Genomic DNA, 22,272 nt, shown 5'->3' on the forward strand with positions numbered 1-22,272 from the left:
ATGCAGTCAACGGCTCGCAGCTGTATAGCGTCGCGAACTCGACGGCCGCAGCACTCGGTGGCGGTTCGACGGTCAACAGCGACGGTTCCATCTCGGCACCGAGCTATGTGATCGGCGGCACGACGGTCAGCAACATCGCCGGCGCCCTCACCAACGTCGATGCGCGCGTGACTCAAAATTCCAGCGACATCACCAACCTGACCACGCAACTCAGCAGCGGCGAAGTGGGCCTCGTCCAGCAAGACCCGACGACGCGCAACATCACCGTCGCAGCGGCAACCGACGGTTCGATCGTCGACTTCACAGGCACGGCCGGTCAGCGCGTGCTGACGGGTGTCGCAGCAGGCGCGGTCAACGCATCGAGCTTCGACGCGGTCAACGGTTCGCAGCTGTACGGCGTCAGCCAGTCGGTCAGCAACGCGCTCGGCGGCGGCTCGTCTGTGAACAGCGATGGCTCGATTTCCGCGCCTTCGTATGTGGTCGGCGGCACGACGGTGAACAACATCGGCGGCGCGATCAGCAATGTCGATGCACGTACCACGCAGAACACGGCGAACATCGACAACCTGACCACGCAGATCAACAGCGGCACGGTCGGCCTCGTCCAGCAAGATCCGACGACGCAGAACATCACCGTCGCGGCAAACACGGGCGGTTCGCTGGTCGATGTGTCCGGCACAGCAGGCCCGCGTGTGATCACGGGTGTCGCTGCCGGCGCAGTGAACGCATCGAGCACCGACGCTATCAACGGCTCGCAGCTGTATAACGTGAGCAATTCGATGGCGGGTGCGCTCGGTGGCGGTTCGACGGTCAACGCCGACGGCACGATCTCCGCACCGACGTATGTGGTCGGCGGCACGACGGTGAACAACGTCGGCGGCGCGATCAGCAACATCGATGCACGCACGACGCAGAACACCGCGGATATCCAGAGCATCAACAACGGCCTGAACAGCGGCACGATCGGCATGGTTCAGCAGGACCAGACGACGCGCAACATCACCGTCGCGGCTGCAACCGATGGTTCCGTCGTCGACTTCACGGGCACGGCCGGCACGCGCAAGCTGACGGGCGTCTCGGCCGGCGACGTCAACGCATCGAGCACGGACGCAGTGAACGGCTCGCAGTTGTACACATCGAATGCTTCGATCGCCAGCGCGATCGGCGGCGGCTCGACGGTGAACAGCGACGGCACGATCTCGGCTCCGACGTTCAATGTCGGCGGCACGACGGTCAACTCGATCGGCGACGCCGTGACGAACCTGGATACGCGTGTCACGCAGAACTCGTCGGATATCAACAGCATCAACAACACGCTGAACGAGATCACGACGGGCAACGCGGGCATCAAGTACTTCCACTCGAACTCGGACCTCGCGGATTCGCAGGCAACGGGCGCGAATGCAGTCGCGATCGGCGGCAACGCCAAGGCGACGGCGGACAACTCGGTGGCACTGGGTGCGAACTCGGTGGCTGACCGCGCGAACACCGTGTCGGTCGGAGCGAAGGGCAGCGAGCGTCAGGTCACCAACGTTGCCGCAGGCACGGAAGGTACGGACGCCGTCAACGTCGACCAGTTGAACCAGACGGTCGCGAACGCGATGGGCACCATGCCTGCCGGCATGACGTCCAAGAGCTACACGGACCAGCAGATCAACATGATGCAGAACACCGTCAATCAGGTTGCGAAGAACGCGTATGCAGGTGTGGCCGCCGCAATGGCCATGCCGAACATGACGCCGTCGCAGCCGGGTAACACGGTGGTTGCAGCAGGTGCAGGCACGTACAAGGGTGGTTCCGCCGCCGGCGTCGGTGCAACGTACCGCTCGCGTGATGGCAAGTGGCTGGTGAACGGTGCCGTCTCGGTGACCTCGACGGGTGACGCAGGCGTGCGCGCACAGGTCGGCTACGAGTTCTAAGCGGCTCGACCGGATAGGGCACCAGATGGTTCGGTGCCCTCCCGAAAGCGCAAAGCCCGGTTTGCTGGAAACAGCAAACCGGGCTTTTTTCTTGAATGCCTGCCGGAAGTGAAAGACGTCGTCAGAAAGGCTTGATCACGACAAGCGCCACCGCCGCCAGCATCCCCAGCACAGGCAACTCATTGAACATCCGATACCACTTGTGCGAGCGCCTGTTCTCACCGCGCTCGAACGTGCGCAACAGCACGCCGCAATACCCGTGATAGATGACGAGCAGCACGACCACGCCGACCTTCGCATGAATCCAGCCCTGCCCGCTGCCGATGCCGACGACGAGCCACAGCCACAATCCGCACGCAAGCGCCGGCACCGCGATGAACGACATGAAGCGAAACAGCTTGCGAGCCATCAGCAACAGACGCTTGACGGCATTCGGATCGGTCTCCATCGCGAGATTCACGAAAATTCGCGGCAGATAGAAAAGCCCCGCGAACCAAGCAGCGATCAGAACGATGTGAAATGTCTTGATCCACAAGAAAGCCAATTATTCTTCCCTCGTAGCAAACGCTCGATTATTGGCGGCCTTCGCCGTGGCCCAGCACGACGTACTTCATCGACGTCAGCCCTTCCAGCCCGACCGGCCCGCGCGCATGCAGCTTGTCGTTGGAAATGCCGATCTCGGCGCCCAGACCGAATTCGAAGCCATCGGCGAAACGCGTCGATGCATTGACCATCACGCTCGCCGAGTCCACTTCGCGTAAGAAGCGCATCGCGCGATCGTGATCTTCGGTGACGATTGCGTCCGTGTGATGCGAGCCGTATTCGTTGATGTGCTCGATCGCCTGATCCATGCCGTCCACGACTTTGATCGCCAGCACGGGCGCGAGGTATTCGGTGCGCCAGTCTTCTTCCGTCGCATCCACCAGAGGATTGACACCCGCATCCGCGAGCACCTCGCGTGCGGCGCCATCGACCCGCAGTTCGACTTCCTTCTCGCGATACAGCTTGCCCAGCGCGGGCAGCACCTCGCCCGCGATACCGCGCGCGACCAGCAGCGTCTCCATCGTGTTACAGGTGCCGTAGCGATGCGTCTTCGCGTTGTCGCACACCGTCATCGCCTTGGCGAGATCCGCGCGATCATCGACGTACACATGACAGATGCCGTCCAGATGTTTGATCATCGGCACGCGGCCTTCTTCGATCAAACGCGCAATCAGGCTCTTTCCGCCGCGCGGCACGATCACGTCGACGTATTCGGTCATCGTAATCAGCTTGCCGACGGCCGCACGGTCCGATGTCGCGACCACCTGCACCGCTTCCTGCGGCAGCCCCGCTTTCTCCAGCCCTTCGCCGATCAGCTTCGCGAGCGTCGTATTGCATTCGAGCGCCTCGGAGCCGCCACGCAGAATCGTCGCGTTGCCGGATTTCAGGCACAGCGCCGCGGCGTCGATCGTGACATTCGGACGCGATTCGTAAATGATGCCGATCACGCCGAGCGGCACGCGCATCTGGCCGACCTGGATGCCGCTCGGCCGGTACTTCAGATTGCTGATCTCGCCGATCGGATCGGGCAGCGCTGCTACCTGCCGCAAGCCTTCGACCATCGTCTTCAGCGCCTTGTCCGACAGCGTCAGACGGTCGATGAACGCCGCGTCATGGCCCTTGTCGCGCGCCCGCGCCAGATCGCGTGCGTTCGCTTCTTTCAGGGCGGCCGTCTCGCGCTCGATTGCAACTGCAACCGCTTCGAGCGCGGCGTTCTTCGCGGCCGTCGACGCCCGCGCCATTGCACGCGATGCTTGACGCGCGCGGCGGCCGAGGTCGGTCATGTACTGGTCGATATCCATGATGATTCCCGTTGTGCCGCTCGATGCTTCAGTTTTATCTGAAGTGCGGCGAAGAATTTCTGAAAGTGGAACGATCCGCCGATTGTATGACGTGTGACAGGAGTCTGCTCGGCGCGGCGGCGCCGTTCCACGGGCTGGAGAGGGCTGCCGCGCGGCTGGTGTGACGGATGTCTCGCTACGCTTCGCCTGCAACTGCACAGAGGCTGCGAAGAGATCCGTCAGGCGTGCGACAGCCTACGACGGTCGGCGCATCGGCGCCGGTCGCGCTGGAACTGGCGCCGGCCGACCCGGCGCGGGCCGCATCGGCGCGCCATGCGCCTGCGAAGCGGAAGCGCCCGCCACGGCCATCGCGAGTTCGAACAGCCCCGCCCACGGATCGGGCGGCGGATCGTTGCGATGATTGCCCGGCGTGCCGCCCGACAAACCCTTCACCTGCCGGTCGAGCTTCGCCGCGAGCGCGAGCGCCTTTTCGAGCGACGCTTCCGTCACGCGCGACAGCGCTGGTCCGACGAGCCGCTCGCGCGGTCCCCACACGCGGTTCTCGCGCAGCAGCATCGCGAGCGGCTTACCCGCTTCGACGCCGCGCTTGACGCGCAACAGCGTGCGAATCTCTTCGACGACCGCCCACAGCACCAGCACCGCCGCCTCGCCTTCGCCCTTCAGACCATCGATCATGCGCGACAGGCGGCCGACATCGCCCGCGAGCATCGCTTCGTTGAGCTTGAACACGTCGTAGCGCGCGACGTTCAGCACGGCGTCGTGAACCTGTTCGAACGTGAGCACGCCCGACGGATACAGCAGCCCGAGCTTCTGAATTTCCTGATGCGCGGCGAGCAGATTGCCTTCGACGCGCTCCGCGATGAACTGCAGCGCGCGCTTGCCGTCTTCGCCCGGCGCAACGCGCTGATTCTGCGACGCAAGGCGCTGACCAATCCATCCAGGCAATTGCGCCCGCTCGACGGGATCGATTTTCAGCGCGACGCCCGCGTCGGCCAGCGCGGTGAACCACGCGGCTTTTTGCGTCGCCGCGTCGAGACGCGGCAGCGTGACGAGCGTCAGCACATCGGGATTCGCGGCTGCGGCCAAAGTCTTCAACGCGTCAGCGCCTTCCTTGCCGGGCTTGCCCGTCGGAATGCGCAATTCGACCAGCTGGCGGTCGCCGAACAGCGACATCGACTGGCTCGCGCCGAGCAGCGAACTCCAGTCGAACCCGCGCTCCACCGTGAACACCGTACGATCCGTGAAGCCGGCCGCACGCGCCGCCGCGCGGATGCGGTCGCACGCTTCCTGCGCGAGCAGATGCTCGTCGCCGTACACGACGTACAGACCGGCGAGACCTTTCGCGAGATGCGCTTCGAGCGCGTCAAGACGCAGTTGCATGGCGGCGGATGACTGAGAGTGAAAGCGGGTCGAACCGGTGGATCAAAGCGGCGGCGGCGGCAGCGGCGCGCGCGGCGAGATGCCCGGCACTTCCTGCCCCGGCGCCGGATGCAGCGACTTCACGACGGACAGACGCCGCATCAGCTGATCGACGGCGTCGTTCTGCATGTCGGCGTAGAGAATGTCCGCTTCCGACGACTTCGCCTGCGAGAACTGGTCGCTATAGGTCATCGCGCGATTCAGCGCGATCTGGCTGGGCGGAATCAGCAAGGTGCCGTCCGCGCCACGCAGCGTGTAGTTCAGCGCGTAGTTCAGCGCGTACTCTTCCACCACGCCGAGCGAATTCAGCGTCAGCACGGACGTGCCGCGTCCTTCCGATATCGACAGGATGGCGTCGGCATTGGCCGGCGACGTCACGATCACCGTGTCGCTGCCGCCCTGCACCATGCGCGTCAGGCGCGCGGCGACGGCCCCCGACCCACCCGAGATGGCGAGGCGCTTGAACGCGTAGTCCTGCTGGCCGCGCAACTGGAAGCCGCACGCGGACAGCAGCGCCGCGCTGCACGCCAGAGTCAAAAACGATCTGCGAGTCACATGAGCTCCTGGTTCGCAGTTAAGGCGATCGGCGCGGCCATCAGACAACGACGTTCACGAGGCGGCCCGGCACGACGATGACCTTCTTCGCCGGCTTGCCTTCGCTGAACTTCGCGAACATCTCGTGGGCGAGCGCAACGGCTTCGATCGCTTCGCGCGACGCGTCCTTCGCGACCGTCACGGCGCCGCGCACCTTGCCGTTCACCTGCAGCACGAGTTCGATTTCGCTCTGTTCCAGCGCTTTTTCGTCGACCTTCGGCCACGGCGCGTCGAGCAGCGAACCGAATTCGCCTTCGTAGCCGAGTTCGCGCCACAACTGGAACGTGAGGTGCGGCACGACCGGGTACAGCACGCGCAGCATCACGCCATACGTTTCGCGCAGCACGGCGGCGCCCGCACCCTTCGCGCTTTCGATCGCGTTGAGCATCTTCATCGCCGCCGACACGACCGTGTTGTACTGCAAACGCTGATAGTCGAAGTCAGCCTGCTTCAGCACGCTGTAGATTTCGCGGCGCAGCGTTTTCTCCGTGTCGGCGAGCTTGGCGGCGTCGAACGGAGCGCGTTCGGAGAGCGCCGCTTCGTTTGCCTGACCGAATGCCCACACGCGGCGCAGGAAACGGCTCGCGCCTTCGACACCCGCACCCGACCACTCAAGCTGCTGTTCCGGCGGCGCGGCGAACATCGTGAAGAGACGCGCGGTGTCGGCGCCGTACTGGTCGATCAGCACCTGCGGGTCGACGCCGTTGTTCTTCGACTTCGACATCTTCTCGACACCACCGAGCACGACGGGCTGGCCGTCGGCGTTCAGCGTCGCGCCGACCGGGCGGCCCTTGTCGTCGTGGGTGACGGTGACGTCAGCCGGGTTATACCAGGTCTTCTTGCCCGCGTCGTTTTCGCGGTAATAGGTTTCGTTGAGCACCATGCCCTGCGTGAGCAGGTTCTTCGCCGGCTCGCCGAACTTCACGATGCCCAGATCGCGGCAAACCTTCGCCCAGAAACGCGAGTACAGCAGGTGAAGAATGGCGTGCTCGATGCCGCCGATGTATTGATCCATCGGCATCCAGTAATCGGTTCGCTCGTCGACCATCGTCTTCGCGTCGGGTGCCGCGTAGCGATAGAAGTACCAGGACGAATCGACGAACGTGTCCATCGTGTCGGTTTCGCGCTTCGCGGCCGCGCCGCAGGTCGGGCACGTGCAGTTCACGAACGCTTCCGACTTCGCGAGCGGATTGCCCGTGCCGTCCGGCACGAGGTCTTCCGGCAGCACGACGGGCAGATCCTTCTCGGGCACGGGCACGTCGCCGCACGACGGGCAGTGGATGATCGGAATCGGCGTGCCCCAGTAGCGCTGGCGCGAGATGCCCCAGTCGCGCAGACGCCACGTGACCTGCTTGTCGCCGAGGCCGAGCGCGTTGAGATCCGCCGCGATCGCGTCGACGGCGTCGCCGTACTTGAGGCCGTCGTACTTGCCGCTATTGACCAGTACGCCGTTTTCCTTGTCACCGTACGATTCCTGCCACGCGTCCGTCGAGAACGTCTGGCCTTCGACGGCAACGACCTGCTTCACGGGAATGCCGTACTTCTTCACAAACGCGAAGTCACGCTCGTCGTGCGCCGGCACGCCCATTACGGCACCTTCGCCGTAGCTCATCAGCACGTAGTTGCCGACCCACACCTCGACCTTTTCCTGCGTCAGCGGATGCGTGACGAAAAATCCCGTGGGCATGCCCTTCTTTTCCATCGTCGCCATGTCGGCTTCGGCGACGCCGCCCTGCTTGCACTCTTCGATGAACGCCTGCAGGTCCGGCTTGCCTTGCGCGAGGCGCGTCGCGAGCGGGTGCTCGGCGGCGACCGCGCAGAAGGTCACGCCCATGATCGTGTCGGCGCGCGTCGTGAACACGCGCAGCAGCTTCTGCTCGCCGTCCAGTTCGTACGGGAAGCCGAAGTTCACGCCGAAGCTCTTGCCGATCCAGTTCTGCTGCATGACCTTCACGCGCTCGGGCCAGCCAAGGCCGTCGAGATCGTTCAGCAGTTCATCCGCGTACTGCGTGATGCGCATGTAGTACATCGGGATTTCGCGCTTTTCGACGAGCGCGCCCGAGCGCCAGCCGCGACCGTCGATCACCTGCTCGTTCGCGAGCACGGTCTGATCCACGGGGTCCCAGTTCACGGTGCCCGTCTTCTTGTACGCGATGCCCTTTTCCAGCATCTTCAGGAAGATCCACTGGTTCCACTTGTAGTAGTCCGGACTGCAGGTGGCGACTTCGCGCGACCAGTCGATGGCAAGACCCATCGACTGCATCTGCTTCTTCATGTACGCGATGTTGTCGTAGGTCCACTTCGCGGGCGGCACGCCGTTGGCCATCGCGGCGTTTTCGGCGGGCATGCCGAACGCGTCCCAGCCCATCGGCATCAGCGTGTTGTAGCCGTTCATCCGCAGATAGCGGTACATCACGTCATTGATCGTGTAATTGCGTACGTGCCCCATGTGCAGCTTGCCCGACGGATACGGCAGCATCGAAACGCAATAGAACTTGGGCTTGTCGGCCTTTTCCGTCGTTTTGTACGCGTCGGTGGCGCGCCATTGTCCTTGCGCGGCGGATTCGACGTCGGAGGGAACGTATTTTTCGTGCATGGTGTGATGGGATCGCTATTCGGTGCCGCTGTTCGGTGCGTCGGCACCGGCACGGTGCTCTGCGTGATGAAAGTCTCGTCGATCCCCTTTTCGTCAAGGGGAAAGGGCTGATTATACCGTTCGGCCGGGCTCACGCCGCGCGCGATTGAGCGGATGCGCTGCGTTTGCGCGGCAATTGCGCACCGATTGGACGTGATCGGGGCTCGAAGCGGAGTTTTGGACCGCGCGCGTGCAGCTTGCCGTGGCTTACCGAGCCGCCGATGCGGCGGTCGGCGCAGGCGAATTTCCGCCAGCAGCGGCACCGCCCGATGCCGGCGGCTCCGTCACGAAACCGATCCGCTCCAGCCCGGCCTGCTGCGCCGCGCCCATGACCTGCGCGATCACTTCGTAGCGCGTCGAGCGCTCGGCGCGCAGATGGATTTCCGGCTGCTCTTTCTGTTTGCCCGCGTCGTTGAATTGCGCGCGCATCTGCTCGAGCGTGATGGGCTTGTCGTTCCAGTAGAGCTTGCCCGCCGCGTCGATCGACAGCGTGATGGTCTGCGGCGTTTCGCGCGACTCGGCTGCCGCCACGCGCGGCAGATCGAGCCGGATCGCGTGCGTGAAGAGCGGCGCCGTGATGATGAAAATGACCAGCAGCACGAGCATCACGTCGATCAGCGGCGTCATGTTGATGTCCGCCATCGGCGCTGCCGTCTTGTGCCTGTCGAGTCCGCCGAATGCCATGTGCCGTGCCTCGCTCTCGCCGCTTGTGCGCTTACGCCTGCGTCCGCGCAGGCGAGCGCGTGCCTTGAGCATCGCGCGGGTTGTCACGCAGATCGCCGCGCGCGGCGCCGTGCGCTTCGTCCGCGGGCGCGCACACGTAGGCGTGCAGATCATGCGCAAAGCCGTCGAGATCTTCCGACACCTGCCGCACCATCCGTCCCAGCACGTTATAGGCAAGCACGGCGGGAATCGCGACGACGAGACCGAACGCCGTCATGATGAGCGCCTCGCCGACGGGCCCCGCGACGTTTTCGATCATCGCCTGCCCGCTCTGCGCGATGCTGCCGAGCGCGTGATAGATGCCCCACACGGTGCCGAGCAGCCCGACGAACGGCGCCGTGCTCCCCACCGACGCGAGCAATACCTGGCCGAATTCCAGCCGGCGCTGCGAGCGGTGCAGTGCCTGGCGCAGCGCCCTCAGCACACGTTCGCTGCGTTCGACGCGCGCGAGCAGCGCCCCCGGCATCTCGACTTCCGATGCCTGCAGCGCCGCTTCTGCCAACGGGGAAAAGATTCGCTCGCGATCCGCGAGACGCAGTGCCGTCACGCCGTCGGCCAGCGTCGGCGCCTGCCAGAACCGCGCGACGGCGCGCGATCCTTGCCGCTTCGCGCGGCTCAGCATCCAGCTTTTGACGATCAGAAAACACCAGCTCGCAATCGACATCGCCAGCAGCACATAGGCGACGCCATGCGTAATGGCGTCGCTGGTTTGCAGATAGTGGATGATGCCGGTGTTTGCCATCGGACCTCGCCGATCGCCGGGGCGTCGCGCCCTGGCGCGTGAAAACGGGATCGATGCAGGGCTTAACGCAAGCCGAGCACGTCCTGCATGTCGAACAGGCCGTTCGAATGGCCTTCGAGGAAGCGCACCGCGCGCACCGCGCCTTGCGCGTACGACAGACGGCTCGCGGATTTGTGCGTGATCTCGATCCGCTCGCCGATGCCTGCGAACAGCACCGTGTGATCGCCGACGATATCGCCGCCGCGAATCGCCGAGAAACCGATCGTGGACGGATCGCGTTCGCCCGTCACGCCTTCGCGCGCGTAGACGGCACAATCTTCGAGCTTGCGGCCCAGCGCGCCGGCGATCACTTCGCCCATCGTCAGTGCGGTGCCCGAAGGCGCGTCGACCTTGTGACGGTGATGCGCCTCGATGATTTCGATGTCGTAGCCCTGCGAGAAATGGCGTGCGGCGAATTCGAGCAGCTTCATCGTGACGTTCACGCCGACGCTGAAGTTCGACGCGAATACGATGCCGATTTTCTCCGACGCGGCGCGGATCTGCGCCTTCTGCGCGTCGTCGAAGCCCGTCGTCCCGATCACGAGCTTCGTGTTCGTCCGCAACGCGGCTTCGATGTGCGCGAGCGTGCCCTCGGGGCGCGTGAAGTCGATCAGGTAGTCGGATTGCGCGAGCACGGCGTCGATGTCGTCCGACATCAGCACGCCCGTCTGCTTGCCCAGAAACGCGCCCGCGTCCTGGCCGAGTTGCGGCGCGCCAGTGCGGTCGAGCGCACCCGACAGCTTGACTTCAGGATCGTTGAGAACGGTTTCGATGAGCATCCGGCCCATGCGGCCCGATGCGCCGGCGATGGCAATTTTCATGGGTAATCCAGAAACAGCGCCTGTGCACTGCGCTAAAAGACAGCGCGTGGATCGGCGACACAAGAAACGAAACTGGCAACGTCTCGCGGCGGCGGAGCTTCGCCGCGAGACGCACGATGGGTGGTTGACGGAATCAGCCACCCATCATGTTACGGACAACGGAATCAGCCGCCCGTTCCCGTGCCCGTTTGTGCGGAAGATTGCGACGATTTCGAGGCCGAGTCTTTCGACTGGCCGTTGTTGCTTTCGGGACCGGTCGGGCCGACGGGGTTGTCGCTCGGTACGCCCTGGATTTGCGGCGGCGGCGGACGCGTGAAGCGGAACTGCGGCTGGCCCGGCTCCGTCGAGTTCTGCGGAACCCCACCGTTCGACGGCGGCGTGTTCGCGCGCACCGACGGCGTCGCGCCCGGCGCGGGCGCCTGCACCGCGTTGGTCAGACGGTTCGCGGCTTGTGCGGCCTGCGCGTTCGGATCGACAGCGGGCAGACTGCCTGCCTGCGCGGCGTCGGACGTGGCCGAGCGCACCGTGTCGGGCGTTGCGGCGGACGCCGGCGCTGCTGCAACAGGCGCGCTTGCCGCACCCGTTGCGCTCGCGACGACGGGCGCAACGGCCTTCTTCTTGCCGGTGCGGTCGCCGTCGATATCGGCGAGCAGTTCCAGGTTGGACGGCAGATCCTCGCCGCCCGACCAGCTCGCGACGCGATCGCCGGTGAAGTTCACGATGAAGTCACGCTGCTGCACGACCGAAGTCGAGCCGCGCTTGAAATAGAACACGTAGTCCCAGCGGTCGGCGTGGAACATGTCGGTCAGAAGCGGGGTGCCGAGCACCTGCTTGACCTGCGCGCGGGACATGCCCACCTGCATCTGCGCAGCCGCTTCCTTCGATACGAAGTTACCCTGAACCACGGTAATGCGGTATGGCGTGATGCTTTGGGCGACGCGCTGTGTCAGGCTGTCATACGTGGAACATCCAGCAAGTACCGCCACAGCCGCAGCGACGATCAAGGTACGCCGTATGCGGCTCCCCCGGTTGATCAATAGAGCTTTTGGAATCATTTCCCTCACCGTGCGGGCTTACCGAGCCGCGCGTGTTTCCGTGTAAGATGACCTGAACAGCAATTCACATTACTATTAGAACCCCGCATTGTACTCTAGGGATCCCTTGCCATGACCAATCCAACCGATCTGAAAAATATCGGACTCAAGGCGACCCTACCGCGCCTCAAGATTCTGGAGATCTTTCAGCACAGCCCGGTGCGCCATCTGACCGCCGAAGATGTCTACCGCAATCTGCTGCATGAAGAGCTGGATATCGGGCTCGCCACGGTGTATCGCGTGCTCACGCAGTTTGAGCAGGCAGGTCTGCTGTCGCGTAGCAACTTCGAGTCGGGTAAAGCCGTTTTTGAGCTGAACGAAGGGACACACCACGACCATCTGGTGTGTATCGATTGCGGTCTGGTCGAAGAATTTTTCGACCCCGAGATCGAAAATCGCCAGCAGGCGATCGCGAAAGAACGCGGCTTCAAGCTGCAGGAACACGCGCTCGCGCTCTACGGCGCGTGCACGAAAGACAAGTGCCCGCACCGCAAGCACTGACGCGTTTTCCGTAAGAAGCAGAAAGGCCCGGCCGTGAAAATCGGCCGGGCCTTTTGCTTTCCGCCGCTTACGGAAGCGCAAAAACGCAGCTAAACGGCAAGCATCTCGAACGATTCGCGCTCCAGCCGCCACGTCTGCGGCAGCGCCACTTCATCGCAATTCGGCCCTTCTCCGCCCCGATCGACGACGAGAAAATCGCTCACGCGCCCGAGCGCCAGCAGCGGATGATGCCAGACGCCCTTCGCGTAGTTGACGCCCTGCCAGCCGTGCGTCGAGAACGCTTTGAGCTTCGACGGATCGAGTTCGCCGGCGGGCGCGACGACGATCAGATACGGCGCATCCAACAGCGGGACGAACGCCTGGCTGCCGAGCGGATGCCGCTCCATCATCGCGATGTCGATCGGCCATGCACGCGGCTGCGCGCGAAACACGTTGATCAGCGGGCGCCCGCCTTGCGTGCCCACATCCACTTGCGCCAGATCGTGGTAACGCTCGGTCGTGCCTTCGTTGATTGGGTAATGGCGCGCGCCGTCCAGTTCGATCACGTCGCCGAATGGAGCGAACGCGTCGCGTGTCAGGCGCTCGATGCGCAGTGTGTTCATGACCTTCTCCGTCGATCGATGCAGTACGCGTTACTCGGGTTCGCCCCACAGACGCAGCCGCGACACGCCGCCATCCGGGTAGATGTTGAAGCGCACGTGCGTCACGCGACCGAGGTCGGCCAGTTCCGCACCGAACGCGTGGACGTTGTCCATCGACAGCTTCTGTTCGGGCAGCAGCACGGGCCAGAACATCGCTTGCGTGACGAGCGAATCGTCGGTGCCGCCCGTGACGGAGGCCGCCTGCAACGAGCAGCGATCCGGAAAATTGCCCTTGAAGTGCGCGGTGTCGACTTCGACCTTGCGGATCACACCCGGCCGCGCGAGCGCGACGATCGCCCAGTCGTTGCCCGGCTCGCGGCGGCGGCGCGTTTCCCAGCCGTCGCCCATGTTCACGCCGCGGCCCGGCATCAGCATCTGCGATGCGGGTCCGAAATGCTGGTTGTTGGCGGCGACGAGATAGGCGCCATTTTCGACCGCGGCCAGATCGATCAGACTGCCGCGCTCGGTGCGTTCCCAGTCGCGCTTCGGTTGCCCATACACACGCAGACGCGCGAGGCCGCCGTCCGGAAACAGGTTCACGCGCAGATGCGTGAACGCGCGCGCGTCGCTCACGTCGACATAGTGATGTTGATTGCCTTGCAGCGTGGTCGCGGGGACGATGATTTGCCAGTCGGCGTTATCGGCGGGGACGTCGCCGTTCGAATAGCAGGCTTCGATCGATGCCGCCGGCGGGAAGTTGCCCGTGAAGTGGCTCGTGTCGAGATCGACGCCGTGCACGACGCCCGGCCGCGCCAGACGCACGACGCAGTAGTCGTGCCCCGTCGTGCGCTTGCGGCGCGTCTCCCAGCCGTCCATCCACTTGCCGTGGTCGTCGTACTTACCGGGGATGAAAACAGCCGGCTGCGGGTCGAGCATCCGCTCCTTCGGCGCGAAGAATTCGTCGCTGGCGAAGAGCGCCTTCGCGCCGAGGCGCGGGTCGGCGAGATTCATGTAGCGGCGTGTGAAGGCGGGTGCGTTCGGATCGAGAATCGGATTGGCCATGATCGGTTCAGTCTTCGGTCGATTGAGGAATTGAGGTAAATAGGCGGCGGACCGTCGTGGTCCGCCGCTTTGCCATTGGTGGTCGGTCAGATGGCGGAAAGCGTTATCAGACGATCAGACGGCGTGCGCCGGGTTCGCGTGGCCCGTCTCGCCTTCGAGATCGGTGCTGGTCGGCACGAAGCGCAAGTCGCTGTCGAGGTTGAGCACGCGACGGGCGCGCGCCTTGTCGATGTCGTTCTCCCACACGGCGACGACGACGGTCGCGACGCAGTTGCCGATCAGATTGGTCAGCGCGCGGGCGATGCCGACGAACCAGTCGACGGGCAGAATCAGCACGAGTCCGAGCACGGGGATCGCGGGAATCGCGGAGAGCGTCGCGGCGAGAATCACGATCGCCGAGCCGGGAATGCCGTGCGCGCCCTTCGACGTCACCAGCGACACGAGCACGACGACGATCAGATCGTGCATCGACAGCGGCGTATTGGTTGCCTGCGCGATGAAAATCACGGCGAGCGTCAGGTAGATCGAGAAGCCGTCGAGGTTGAACGAGTAGCCGGTCGGAATCACCAGACCGACGGTCGAATCCTTCACGCCCATCCATTCGAGCTTGCGCATGATCTGCGGCAGCACGGCGTCGGACGAAGCGGTGCCGAGCACGATCGACAGCTCTTCGCGCAGATAGCGGATCAGCTTGAAAACGCTGAAGCCCGCCAGTCGCATCACGACGCCGAGCACGACGGCCACGAACACGAAGCAGCTCGCGTAGAACACGACGACGAGCATCCCGAGTTGCTTGAGCGAAGCGACGCCGTACGTGCCCGTCGTGAACGCGATGGCACCCAGCACACCGAGCGGCGCGAGCTTGATGATGAAGCTCATCACGCGAAAGAACACTTGCGCGAGTTCGTCGATCAGGCTGTTGACGTGCCGCACACGCGGTCCGAGCAGCGACAGCGCAGAGCCGACCAGCACGGAGAACACGAGAATCTGCAGGATGTCGCCTTTGGCGAAGGCATCGATTGCGGTTTCGGGGATGATCTTCAGCAGGAAGCCCGCCGTGTCCTTGAGGCTCTTCGCGTGCTCGGTGTACGACGCGAGCGACGCGGGATCGAGCGAATGCAGATCGATGTTCATGCCGACGCCCGGACGCGTCGCATACGCGAGCACCGCGCCGATCACGAGCGCGATCGTCGTCATGATCTCGAAGTAGACGACGGCCTTCAGGCCGACGCGCCCCACTTTCTTCAGATCGCCCGCGTGCGCCATGCCGCTGACGACGACGCAGAAGACGATCGGGCCGATCACCATCTTGATCAGCTTGAGGAAGCCGTCGCCCAACGGACGTAGCGACTGCGCGAAATGCGGAAACAGCGCGCCGATCACGATGCCCGCTACAAGAGCGATCACCACCCGGCCAAACAGCGAATTGAAGAACTTCAACACGGCTTTCTCCCGGTCACGAATTGGGTCAGCAGCACGATTATCCGGCTTCCATTCATACCGGTCTGACCAGTGCTGTTATGGCGAATAGTAGGAAGCCGATATAGTGAGGTCAAGGATTGTCGGGGCGGTGTTTACCCGATCTGGTCTGACCGGCCTTCTCGCGTGGAACTTGCTGTTGGAATTCGGATTGCACGCTGGATGCGAAGCCGTTCTAGAATACTGGTCAGACCGCACCGAACCGCTGTGAGATCATGAAAAACGTCCCGCACACCGTCACCGACGCTGCCATCTCGACGATCCGCGAGAGGATCGAGGGCGGCGCATATCCTGTCGGGAGCCTGTTACCGGCGCAACGGCAATTGTCGGAGGAACTGGATATCAGCCGGGCGTCGCTGCGCGAGGCGCTATCGACGCTCGAAGCGCTCGGCATGCTGACGATTCGCCCTGGCAAGGGCGTGTATGTGCAGTCGACGAAGGCGTCGTCGGCGCATCCGTGGCGGTTTGCCGATCAGTCGTCGTTGCCGGACACGTATCAGATGCGGTTTGCGCTCGAAGGTTTTGTCGCGAGAATGGCTGCGCTTGCTATCGGCGATGACGATGTTGTGTGGTTCGAGGACAATATTGCGGCCTTGCAGGTCGCGCTGACCCATGGCGATCTCGACGATGCCGCGCAGCTCGATTTCGACTTTCATATGCGCATCGTGGCGATTGCTGGCAATGCTGCCATCGAGTCGATTTTGCGCAGCAGCGCCGACATCATGAAGGAGAGTCAGCGGATGCCGTTTTATCGGCGTGAGCTTGTGCTGTCTACCTTTCATGAGCATCGGGCGATTCTTGACGCGCTCAAGGCGCGTGATCCTCATGCTGCTGGGCTTGCTATCGAGAAGCACATTGCTAATGCCGCCCAGCGGGCTGGGGTTTATTTTCCTACGCCGCAGGTGTGAAGGCGTTTGCCTGCGGCGCGGCGATGCCGGTTTTTTTGATTTTGCTGGCATCCGCGTTGGGTTTTTGGTTTGCTGGCGTTGCCCCTGTGCGGGGCGGCACTTACTTTCTTTGCCGCCGCAAAGAAAGTAAGCAAAGAAAGCGGGCTCACACCGCCAATCCTTGTTTTTGCCTGCGGGCCCCCAACGGGTCCCGCGCTCCACACGGCAACGCATCGTTTCCCCGCCCGTTGCCAGCGCCTTGAACAGGCGCATCACCCACTCCAGTCACCCGTACCACAGCCAGCGGCAGCGACTCGTCTGCGCCGCCTAGGTGGCAAACTGTGTGTAGGCCATCGCGATGGAAGCGCACCACTCCGGACTGAAAAGCGAGATCGGTGTCGTAGGAGCGCCAACGCATGCGGCGCGACCGCCTACACACAGTTTGCCACCTGGGCGGCCGTGGACGTCTGGTAACGCGGTCCGTGACGCGGGAGTGTGAAGCGGGGGATGCTTGAGTTAGCACGCTGGCAACGAGCGCAAATCAGCGCGTTGCCGCGTGGAGCGTAAGAACTGTTGAGGGCCCGCAGGCAAGAACAAGGATTGGCGGTGTGAGCCCGCTTTCTTTGCTTACTTTCTTTGCGGCGGCAAAGAAAGTAAGTGCCGCCCCGCACAGGGGCAACGCCAGCAAACCAGAGCCACAACGCGGATGCCAGCAAAAGCGCAGAACCGAACCCAAAGGCGTAGCCCGCGCCGAGAAGGCAAAATTGGCGACTGCGTCGCAGACAAAAAAAAAGGCCACCCTAAAGAGCGACCTTCCCGCAGAAAGCGAAAAAAACCTTACTTCGCGTTAGCGAAAGCAACCGCGGTATCCAGCATGCGGTTCGAGAAACCCCACTCGTTGTCGTACCAGCTCGACACCTTCACCAGACGGCCCGACACCTTGGTCAGCGTCGCGTCGAACGTCGACGAAGCCGGGTTGTGGTTGAAGTCGATCGACACCAGCGGTGCCGAGTTGTACCCGAGGATGCCCTTCAGCGCGCCTTCCGATGCTTCCTTCATGATCGCGTTGACTTCATCGACGGTCGTGTCGCGCTTGGCGATGAACGACAGGTCGACGATCGACACGTTGATCGTCGGGACGCGAATCGCGTAGCCATCCAGCTTGCCGTTCAGTTCCGGCAGCACGAGGCCGACGGCCGATGCCGCGCCCGTCTTCGTCGGGATCTGGCTGTGCGTGGCCGAGCGCGCGCGGCGCAGGTCTTCGTGATACACGTCCGTCAGCACCTGGTCGTTCGTGTATGCGTGGATCGTGGTCATCAGACCCGTTTCCAGACCGATCTTGTCGTTCAGCGGCTTGACGAGCGGCGCGAGGCAGTTCGTCGTGCACGATGCGTTCGAGATGACCGTGTGCTCAGCCTTCAGCACGTTGTGGTTCACGCCGTAGACGATCGTCGCGTCGACATCCTTGCCGCCCGGCGCCGAGATGATCACCTTCTTCGCGCCGCCCTTGATGTGCGCGCTCGCCTTTTCCTTCGTCGTGAAAAAGCCCGTGCACTCCATCACGACGTCGACGCCCAGCTCGCCCCACGGCAGTTCAGCCGGGTTGCGGTTGGCCAGCACGCGGATCTTGTCGCCGTTGACGATCAGGTTCTCGCCGTCGACGGTCACTTCGCCCGGAAACTTGCCGTGCGCCGTGTCGTACTGCGTCAGGTGCGCGTTGGTCTTGGCATCGCCGAGGTCGTTGATCGCAACGATCTCGAGATCGTGCTTCTTGCCGTTTTCATAGAAGGCACGCAGCGTGTTGCGGCCGATCCGGCCATAGCCGTTGATTGCGACGCGAATCGTCATGTTCTATCTCCTGATGGCTGAAAAAATTCTTCCGTGATGCTTCGGCTGATGCGCCTCGAAGCGTTCATGCGCGCCGCCCGAAACGCGGCGCGCACGACGCTGCGCGCATTTAGCCGAGTGCGGCCTTGGCCGTCTCGACAACCTTCTCGACGGTGAAACCGAAATACTTGAACAGCGCGCCGGCGGGAGCCGATTCGCCGAACACATCGATGCCGACGACGCCGCCTTCCAGGCCCACATACTTGCGCCAGAAGTCGGTGACACCCGCTTCGATCGCGACGCGGCGCACACCGTGCGGCAGCACGCGCTCGCGGTACTCGGCGTCCTGCTTGTCGAAGGTGGTCGTGGACGGCATCGACACGACACGTGCCGCAATGCCTTCGCGCGCGAGCGCTTCGACCGACTTCATCGCCAGTTCGACTTCCGAACCCGTCGCGATCAGGATGATCTTGCGTGCGGGAATGTCGTCGTTCCAGTCCTTCAGCACGTAGCCGCCCTTCGCGATGTTCGCGATCTGCGCGTCGGTGCGCGGGTTGAACGCGAGATTCTGACGGCTGAAGATCAGGCACGACGGGCCCACATGCTCGACAGCCTGCGTCCACGCGACGGCCGTTTCGACGGTATCCGCCGGACGCCACACCTGCATGTGCGGAATCAGGCGCAGGCTCGCGACGTGTTCGATCGACTGGTGCGTCGGACCGTCTTCGCCGAGACCGATCGAGTCGTGCGTGAACACGAAGATAGACGGCGACTTCATCAGCGCAGCGACGCGCAGCGCGTTGCGGCTGTAGTCCGAGAACGTCAGGAACGTGCCGCCGAACGCCTTGTGTCCGCCGTGCACCGCGAGGCCGTTGATGGCCGCGCTCATGCCGAATTCGCGCACGCCATAGTTGACGTAGTTGCCCGCCGCGCCGTTTTCGCCGACGCGCACGTACTTCGCCGCCTTCCAGTTCGTGAGATTCGAGCCAGTCAGGTCGGCCGAGCCGCCGACGAGTTCCGGCAACACGGCGGAGAGACCTTCGATGGCCTGCTGCGACGCCTTGCGGGTGGCGATGGTCTCAGCGCGCTCATTCGCACCGGCGATGATGGCCTGCGCCTTTTCAGCCCAGTCGTCCGGCAGCTTGTTCGCCATTCGGCGCTCGAAGTCGGCGGCTTCCTGCGGGTACTTCGCGCGATACGCAGCGAACGCGTCGTTCCATTCGCCCTCGAACTTCGCGCCCGATTCCTTCGCGTCCCATGCTGCGTAAACTTCCTGCGGGATCACGAACGGCGGGTAGGTCCAGCCGAGCTTTTCGCGCGTGGCCGCGACTTCCTTTTCGCCCAGCGCCGAGCCGTGCACGTCGTGCGAGCCTGCCTTGTTCGGCGAGCCTTCGCCGATCACGGTCTTGCAGCAGATCAGTGTCGGCTTGTCCGACTGCTTCGCCTTCTTGATGGCGGCATCGACGGCTTCGACGTCATGGCCGATCACGCCCGGAATCACGTTCCAGCCGTACGCTTCGAAGCGCTTCGGCGTGTCGTCGTGGAACCAGTGGATCACGTCGCCGTCGATCGAAATGCCGTTGTCGTCGTAGAACGCGATCAGCTTGTTCAGCTTCAGCACGCCGGCGAGCGAGCAGGCTTCGTGCGAAATGCCTTCCATCAGGCAGCCGTCGCCGAGGAACACGTACGTGTGGTGATCGACGATCTTCGCGTCAGCCTTGTTGAACTCGTTCGCGAGCAGAGATTCGGCGAGCGCCATGCCGACGGAGTTCGCGAGACCCTGGCCGAGCGGGCCCGTGGTCGTCTCGACGCCCGGCGTGATGCCGTATTCCGGGTGGCCCGGCGTCTTCGAGTGCAGCTGGCGGAAGTTCTTCAACTCTTCCATCGGCAGGTCGTAGCCCGTCAGATGGAGCAGCGAGTACAGCAGCATCGAGCCGTGACCGTTCGACAGCACGAAGCGGTCGCGATCGGCCCAGTGCGGATTCTTGGGGTTGTGACGCAGATGCCGCGACCAGAGCGCCACGCCGATCTCGGCCATGCCCATCGGCATGCCGGGGTGACCGGAGTTCGCTGCTTGAACGGCATCCATGGACAGCGCGCGGATCGCGTTGGCCATCAGGGAGGTAGGGGCGGGAGACGGGGTCGTCATGTCGATTCCGGAGAATGGTCCAAAAAGCGGGGGCGCCGATGGTGGTCCGGAAGCCAGCGGCCAATCTGCTTCGGCGCACGGTGCGGCGCCGGGAGACGCGAGGCGGGCAGAGCAAACGGACAGGGCTGCAAAGCGGGATATTCTAACAGATAGCCAGCCTTGTCTCCGGCCATAGACGGGCGTCTCGGAGCGATCCGGCGCGCATGTCCCCGCCACCGATGCGGCGCGAGGCGGGTCTGCGCGGGGCGGCCCGGTAACCGCCCGGCAGGATTCCGACCGCCCGTCGCCGTATGCGCCGATACCGTGCAATCTACAGAACTTTTGTCGCGGAATGCGGATCTCGCCATGCGCGGGCCGATCTGTGAACCGACGGTTCCGCGCGCTTTCTCGGCCTGGAACTGCGAGAATCCATCTACACGCGATGCGTAGAAATGTCGCTCGACGCACGATCAGTCGCCATTCGTCGCGTCACGGGCGATAAACTAAGCCGATTCTTAGAGCGTTGGCTGTGAGACTGCTGCAAAATTCATCGCTTCTTCGGCACTGGCCGCCGTAAGGCAACAACGGTAGCGAAGGCGATGGCATACCGACCCACTGGTTTCAGGAGAGTTCGATGACTGCCCCACGCCCAGCCGGAGTGCCGTGGCTGACACCGTATCTGACGGTCCGCGACGCGCGTACCTCGATCGCGTTCTTCGAGGCAGCGTTTGGTTTCCGCATCCGGGACAGCGTGCACGACGACGGCGTCGTCATGCACGTCGAAATGACCTATCAGGATCAGTTGATCGTGATGTTCGCTCCGGAAGGCGCGTTCGGCTCGACGGCTCAAACGCCGAAGAGTGCGGCCACGACTGCCCCCCAATCGTTTTACCTCTACGTCGACAATGTCGATACGGTTTATGCGCGCGCCATCGCGGCCGGCGCCAGGTCGCTCAGCGAACCGCAAGATCAGTTCTGGGGCGACCGTTTTGCCCAGATCGAAGATCTCGACGGCTATCGCTGGGCGTTAGCCTGCCATCTGTCTTGAGTGAATGAGAACTTTCCTTATGCCTCGCTTCTTCGTCGGCACCCCGTTCAAAACCGACGACATCGTTTCCTTGCCGGATGAAGTCAACCGGCACGTCCGCGTCCTGCGTCTCCAACCGGGCGACACCGTCAGCCTGTTCAATGGGGATGGCGGCGAGTACGGTGCTGAAATCGTCGATATGGATCGACATGGAACCATCGTGCGGATCGGCGAATTTCGCGACGTCGAGGCCGAACCGCCGTACCGGCTGACCCTTGCGCAAGGTATCGCCGGCAGCGACAAGATGGACTGGCTGATCGAAAAGGCCACCGAACTCGGTGCGTGCGAATTCGTGCCGCTCACCACGACCCGCAGCGTCGTGCGGCTCGCCGGCGAACGCGCGCAACGCCGCCAGATTCACTGGCAGCGGATCGTGCAGGCGTCGTGCGAACAGTGCGGGCGCAACCGCCTGCCCGAAGTGATGCCGACACGCGAACTGGCCACCTGGCTCAGTTCCATGCCGAAGGAGCCCGTCGACGGCGAACTGCGCCTGTTGCTGTCACCTCGTGCGAGCGTGCCGTTTTCCGCGCTGCCCGCGGAGCCGCCAAAGGTCCGCGCGCTGGTGCTGGTCGGCCCGGAAGGCGGCTTTTCCGCGGCGGAAGAAGCGGCGGCGGCTGCCCACGGCTTCACGGCTGTCGGCCTCGGCCCGCGCGTGCTACGTACGGAAACGGCGGGGATCGCGGTGCTATCCGCGCTGGCTGCGCGCTGGGGCGGCTGGTAACGGATGTCGTCGCGCTTTCCCCGGGAAAAACGGAGCGCGACTGATCGGCATAGGGGGTAGCCAACAGGCTACGCCCCTGCCACACCACCCGGCATGCGGGTCCGCACCGGGCGGTTCGGGAAGTTGAGGTCAGGAGAGACGGGGTAGGCCTAGTCGGTCGAACCATGCA

General features: G+C 63.7%; 19 protein-coding genes. 5 read left to right on the top strand and 14 right to left on the bottom strand.

What is annotated here, in order from left to right:
* Nucleotides 1–1,919 (top strand): YadA-like family protein (locus G3N95_RS39755; RefSeq protein ID WP_205975540.1); only part of this gene is annotated, 1,919 nt, incomplete at its 5' end.
* Between the two features lie 121 nt (nucleotides 1,920–2,040).
* Here the strand turns inward: G3N95_RS39755 and G3N95_RS39760 are convergent.
* The 9 genes from G3N95_RS39760 to bamE all read right to left on the bottom strand — a co-directional run bounded on the left by G3N95_RS39760 (nucleotide 2,041) and on the right by bamE (nucleotide 11,791).
* Nucleotides 2,041–2,463 (bottom strand): CopD family protein, encoded by a 423-nt coding sequence (locus tag G3N95_RS39760; RefSeq protein ID WP_205975541.1) that lies wholly within the window; start codon nucleotides 2,461–2,463, stop codon nucleotides 2,041–2,043.
* A 28-nt stretch (nucleotides 2,464–2,491) separates the two neighbouring features.
* A complete protein-coding gene (locus G3N95_RS39765) occupies nucleotides 2,492–3,763 on the bottom strand; it encodes a glutamate-5-semialdehyde dehydrogenase (protein ID WP_205975542.1) in 1,272 nt (423 codons plus the stop codon).
* Nucleotides 3,764–3,997: 234 nt separating this feature from the next.
* Nucleotides 3,998–5,143: a DNA polymerase III subunit delta gene (holA, locus tag G3N95_RS39770; RefSeq protein ID WP_205975543.1), complete on the bottom strand. Its 1,146-nt coding sequence runs from the start codon at nucleotides 5,141–5,143 to the stop codon at nucleotides 3,998–4,000.
* A gap of 42 nt (nucleotides 5,144–5,185) precedes the next feature.
* Nucleotides 5,186–5,737, bottom strand: coding sequence for an LPS assembly lipoprotein LptE (lptE, locus tag G3N95_RS39775; protein ID WP_205975544.1), 552 nt, complete (start codon nucleotides 5,735–5,737; stop codon nucleotides 5,186–5,188).
* Nucleotides 5,738–5,777: 40 nt separating this feature from the next.
* Nucleotides 5,778–8,372 carry a leucine--tRNA ligase gene (gene leuS, locus G3N95_RS39780; RefSeq protein WP_205975545.1) on the bottom strand — a complete coding sequence of 865 codons (2,595 nt, stop codon included), beginning with the start codon at nucleotides 8,370–8,372 and terminating at the stop codon, nucleotides 5,778–5,780.
* Between the two features lie 246 nt (nucleotides 8,373–8,618).
* On the bottom strand, nucleotides 8,619–9,095 hold the full coding sequence (locus G3N95_RS39785; protein WP_205975546.1) for a biopolymer transporter ExbD: 477 nt from the start codon (nucleotides 9,093–9,095) through the stop codon (nucleotides 8,619–8,621).
* A 31-nt stretch (nucleotides 9,096–9,126) separates the two neighbouring features.
* The gene (locus tag G3N95_RS39790; RefSeq protein ID WP_205975547.1) at nucleotides 9,127–9,876 is read right to left on the bottom strand and encodes a MotA/TolQ/ExbB proton channel family protein; all 750 of its coding nucleotides are present in this window, start codon (nucleotides 9,874–9,876) and stop codon (nucleotides 9,127–9,129) included.
* 62 nt (nucleotides 9,877–9,938) lie between these two features.
* Nucleotides 9,939–10,736, bottom strand: coding sequence for a 4-hydroxy-tetrahydrodipicolinate reductase (gene dapB / locus G3N95_RS39795; RefSeq protein WP_205975548.1), 798 nt, complete (start codon nucleotides 10,734–10,736; stop codon nucleotides 9,939–9,941).
* Nucleotides 10,737–10,900: 164 nt separating this feature from the next.
* The gene (bamE, locus tag G3N95_RS39800; RefSeq protein ID WP_205975549.1) at nucleotides 10,901–11,791 is read right to left on the bottom strand and encodes an outer membrane protein assembly factor BamE; all 891 of its coding nucleotides are present in this window, start codon (nucleotides 11,789–11,791) and stop codon (nucleotides 10,901–10,903) included.
* Nucleotides 11,792–11,902: 111 nt separating this feature from the next.
* Between bamE and fur the strand changes: the two genes are divergently transcribed.
* Entirely contained in the window at nucleotides 11,903–12,331 is a 429-nt protein-coding gene (gene fur, locus G3N95_RS39805) for a ferric iron uptake transcriptional regulator (RefSeq protein WP_012401967.1), read from the top strand.
* 89 nt (nucleotides 12,332–12,420) lie between these two features.
* Here the strand turns inward: fur and G3N95_RS39810 are convergent, their stop codons facing one another.
* From G3N95_RS39810 to G3N95_RS39820, 3 genes are all read right to left on the bottom strand, one after another.
* Entirely contained in the window at nucleotides 12,421–12,933 is a 513-nt protein-coding gene (locus G3N95_RS39810) for an ureidoglycolate lyase (protein WP_205975550.1), read from the bottom strand.
* Between the two features lie 30 nt (nucleotides 12,934–12,963).
* Nucleotides 12,964–13,974 (bottom strand): allantoicase, encoded by a 1,011-nt coding sequence (gene alc, locus G3N95_RS39815; protein ID WP_205975551.1) that lies wholly within the window; start codon nucleotides 13,972–13,974, stop codon nucleotides 12,964–12,966.
* Between the two features lie 114 nt (nucleotides 13,975–14,088).
* Nucleotides 14,089–15,417, bottom strand: coding sequence for a C4-dicarboxylate transporter DctA (locus tag G3N95_RS39820; RefSeq protein WP_205975552.1), 1,329 nt, complete (start codon nucleotides 15,415–15,417; stop codon nucleotides 14,089–14,091).
* A 251-nt stretch (nucleotides 15,418–15,668) separates the two neighbouring features.
* Between G3N95_RS39820 and G3N95_RS39825 the strand changes: the two genes are divergently transcribed.
* On the top strand, nucleotides 15,669–16,361 hold the full coding sequence (locus G3N95_RS39825; protein WP_205975553.1) for a FadR/GntR family transcriptional regulator: 693 nt from the start codon (nucleotides 15,669–15,671) through the stop codon (nucleotides 16,359–16,361).
* 816 nt (nucleotides 16,362–17,177) lie between these two features.
* Here G3N95_RS39825 and gap read toward each other — a convergent pair.
* Both gap and tkt read right to left on the bottom strand, forming a co-directional pair.
* On the bottom strand, nucleotides 17,178–18,188 hold the full coding sequence (gene gap, locus G3N95_RS39830) for a type I glyceraldehyde-3-phosphate dehydrogenase (protein WP_028371814.1): 1,011 nt from the start codon (nucleotides 18,186–18,188) through the stop codon (nucleotides 17,178–17,180).
* Between the two features lie 109 nt (nucleotides 18,189–18,297).
* Nucleotides 18,298–20,316, bottom strand: coding sequence for a transketolase (gene tkt, locus G3N95_RS39835; protein WP_205975554.1), 2,019 nt, complete (start codon nucleotides 20,314–20,316; stop codon nucleotides 18,298–18,300).
* A gap of 613 nt (nucleotides 20,317–20,929) precedes the next feature.
* Here tkt and G3N95_RS39840 point away from each other — a divergent pair.
* Together G3N95_RS39840 and G3N95_RS39845 are read left to right on the top strand one after the other, a co-directional pair.
* The gene (locus tag G3N95_RS39840; protein ID WP_205975555.1) at nucleotides 20,930–21,343 is read left to right on the top strand and encodes a glyoxalase/bleomycin resistance/extradiol dioxygenase family protein; all 414 of its coding nucleotides are present in this window, start codon (nucleotides 20,930–20,932) and stop codon (nucleotides 21,341–21,343) included.
* A gap of 19 nt (nucleotides 21,344–21,362) precedes the next feature.
* Nucleotides 21,363–22,103 (top strand): 16S rRNA (uracil(1498)-N(3))-methyltransferase, encoded by a 741-nt coding sequence (locus G3N95_RS39845; RefSeq protein WP_205975556.1) that lies wholly within the window; start codon nucleotides 21,363–21,365, stop codon nucleotides 22,101–22,103.
* The last annotated feature ends 169 nt before the right edge of the window (nucleotides 22,104–22,272 follow it).

The sequence above is a fragment of the Paraburkholderia sp. Tr-20389 genome (assembly GCF_017104565.1).
Lineage (GTDB): Bacteria > Pseudomonadota > Gammaproteobacteria > Burkholderiales > Burkholderiaceae > Paraburkholderia.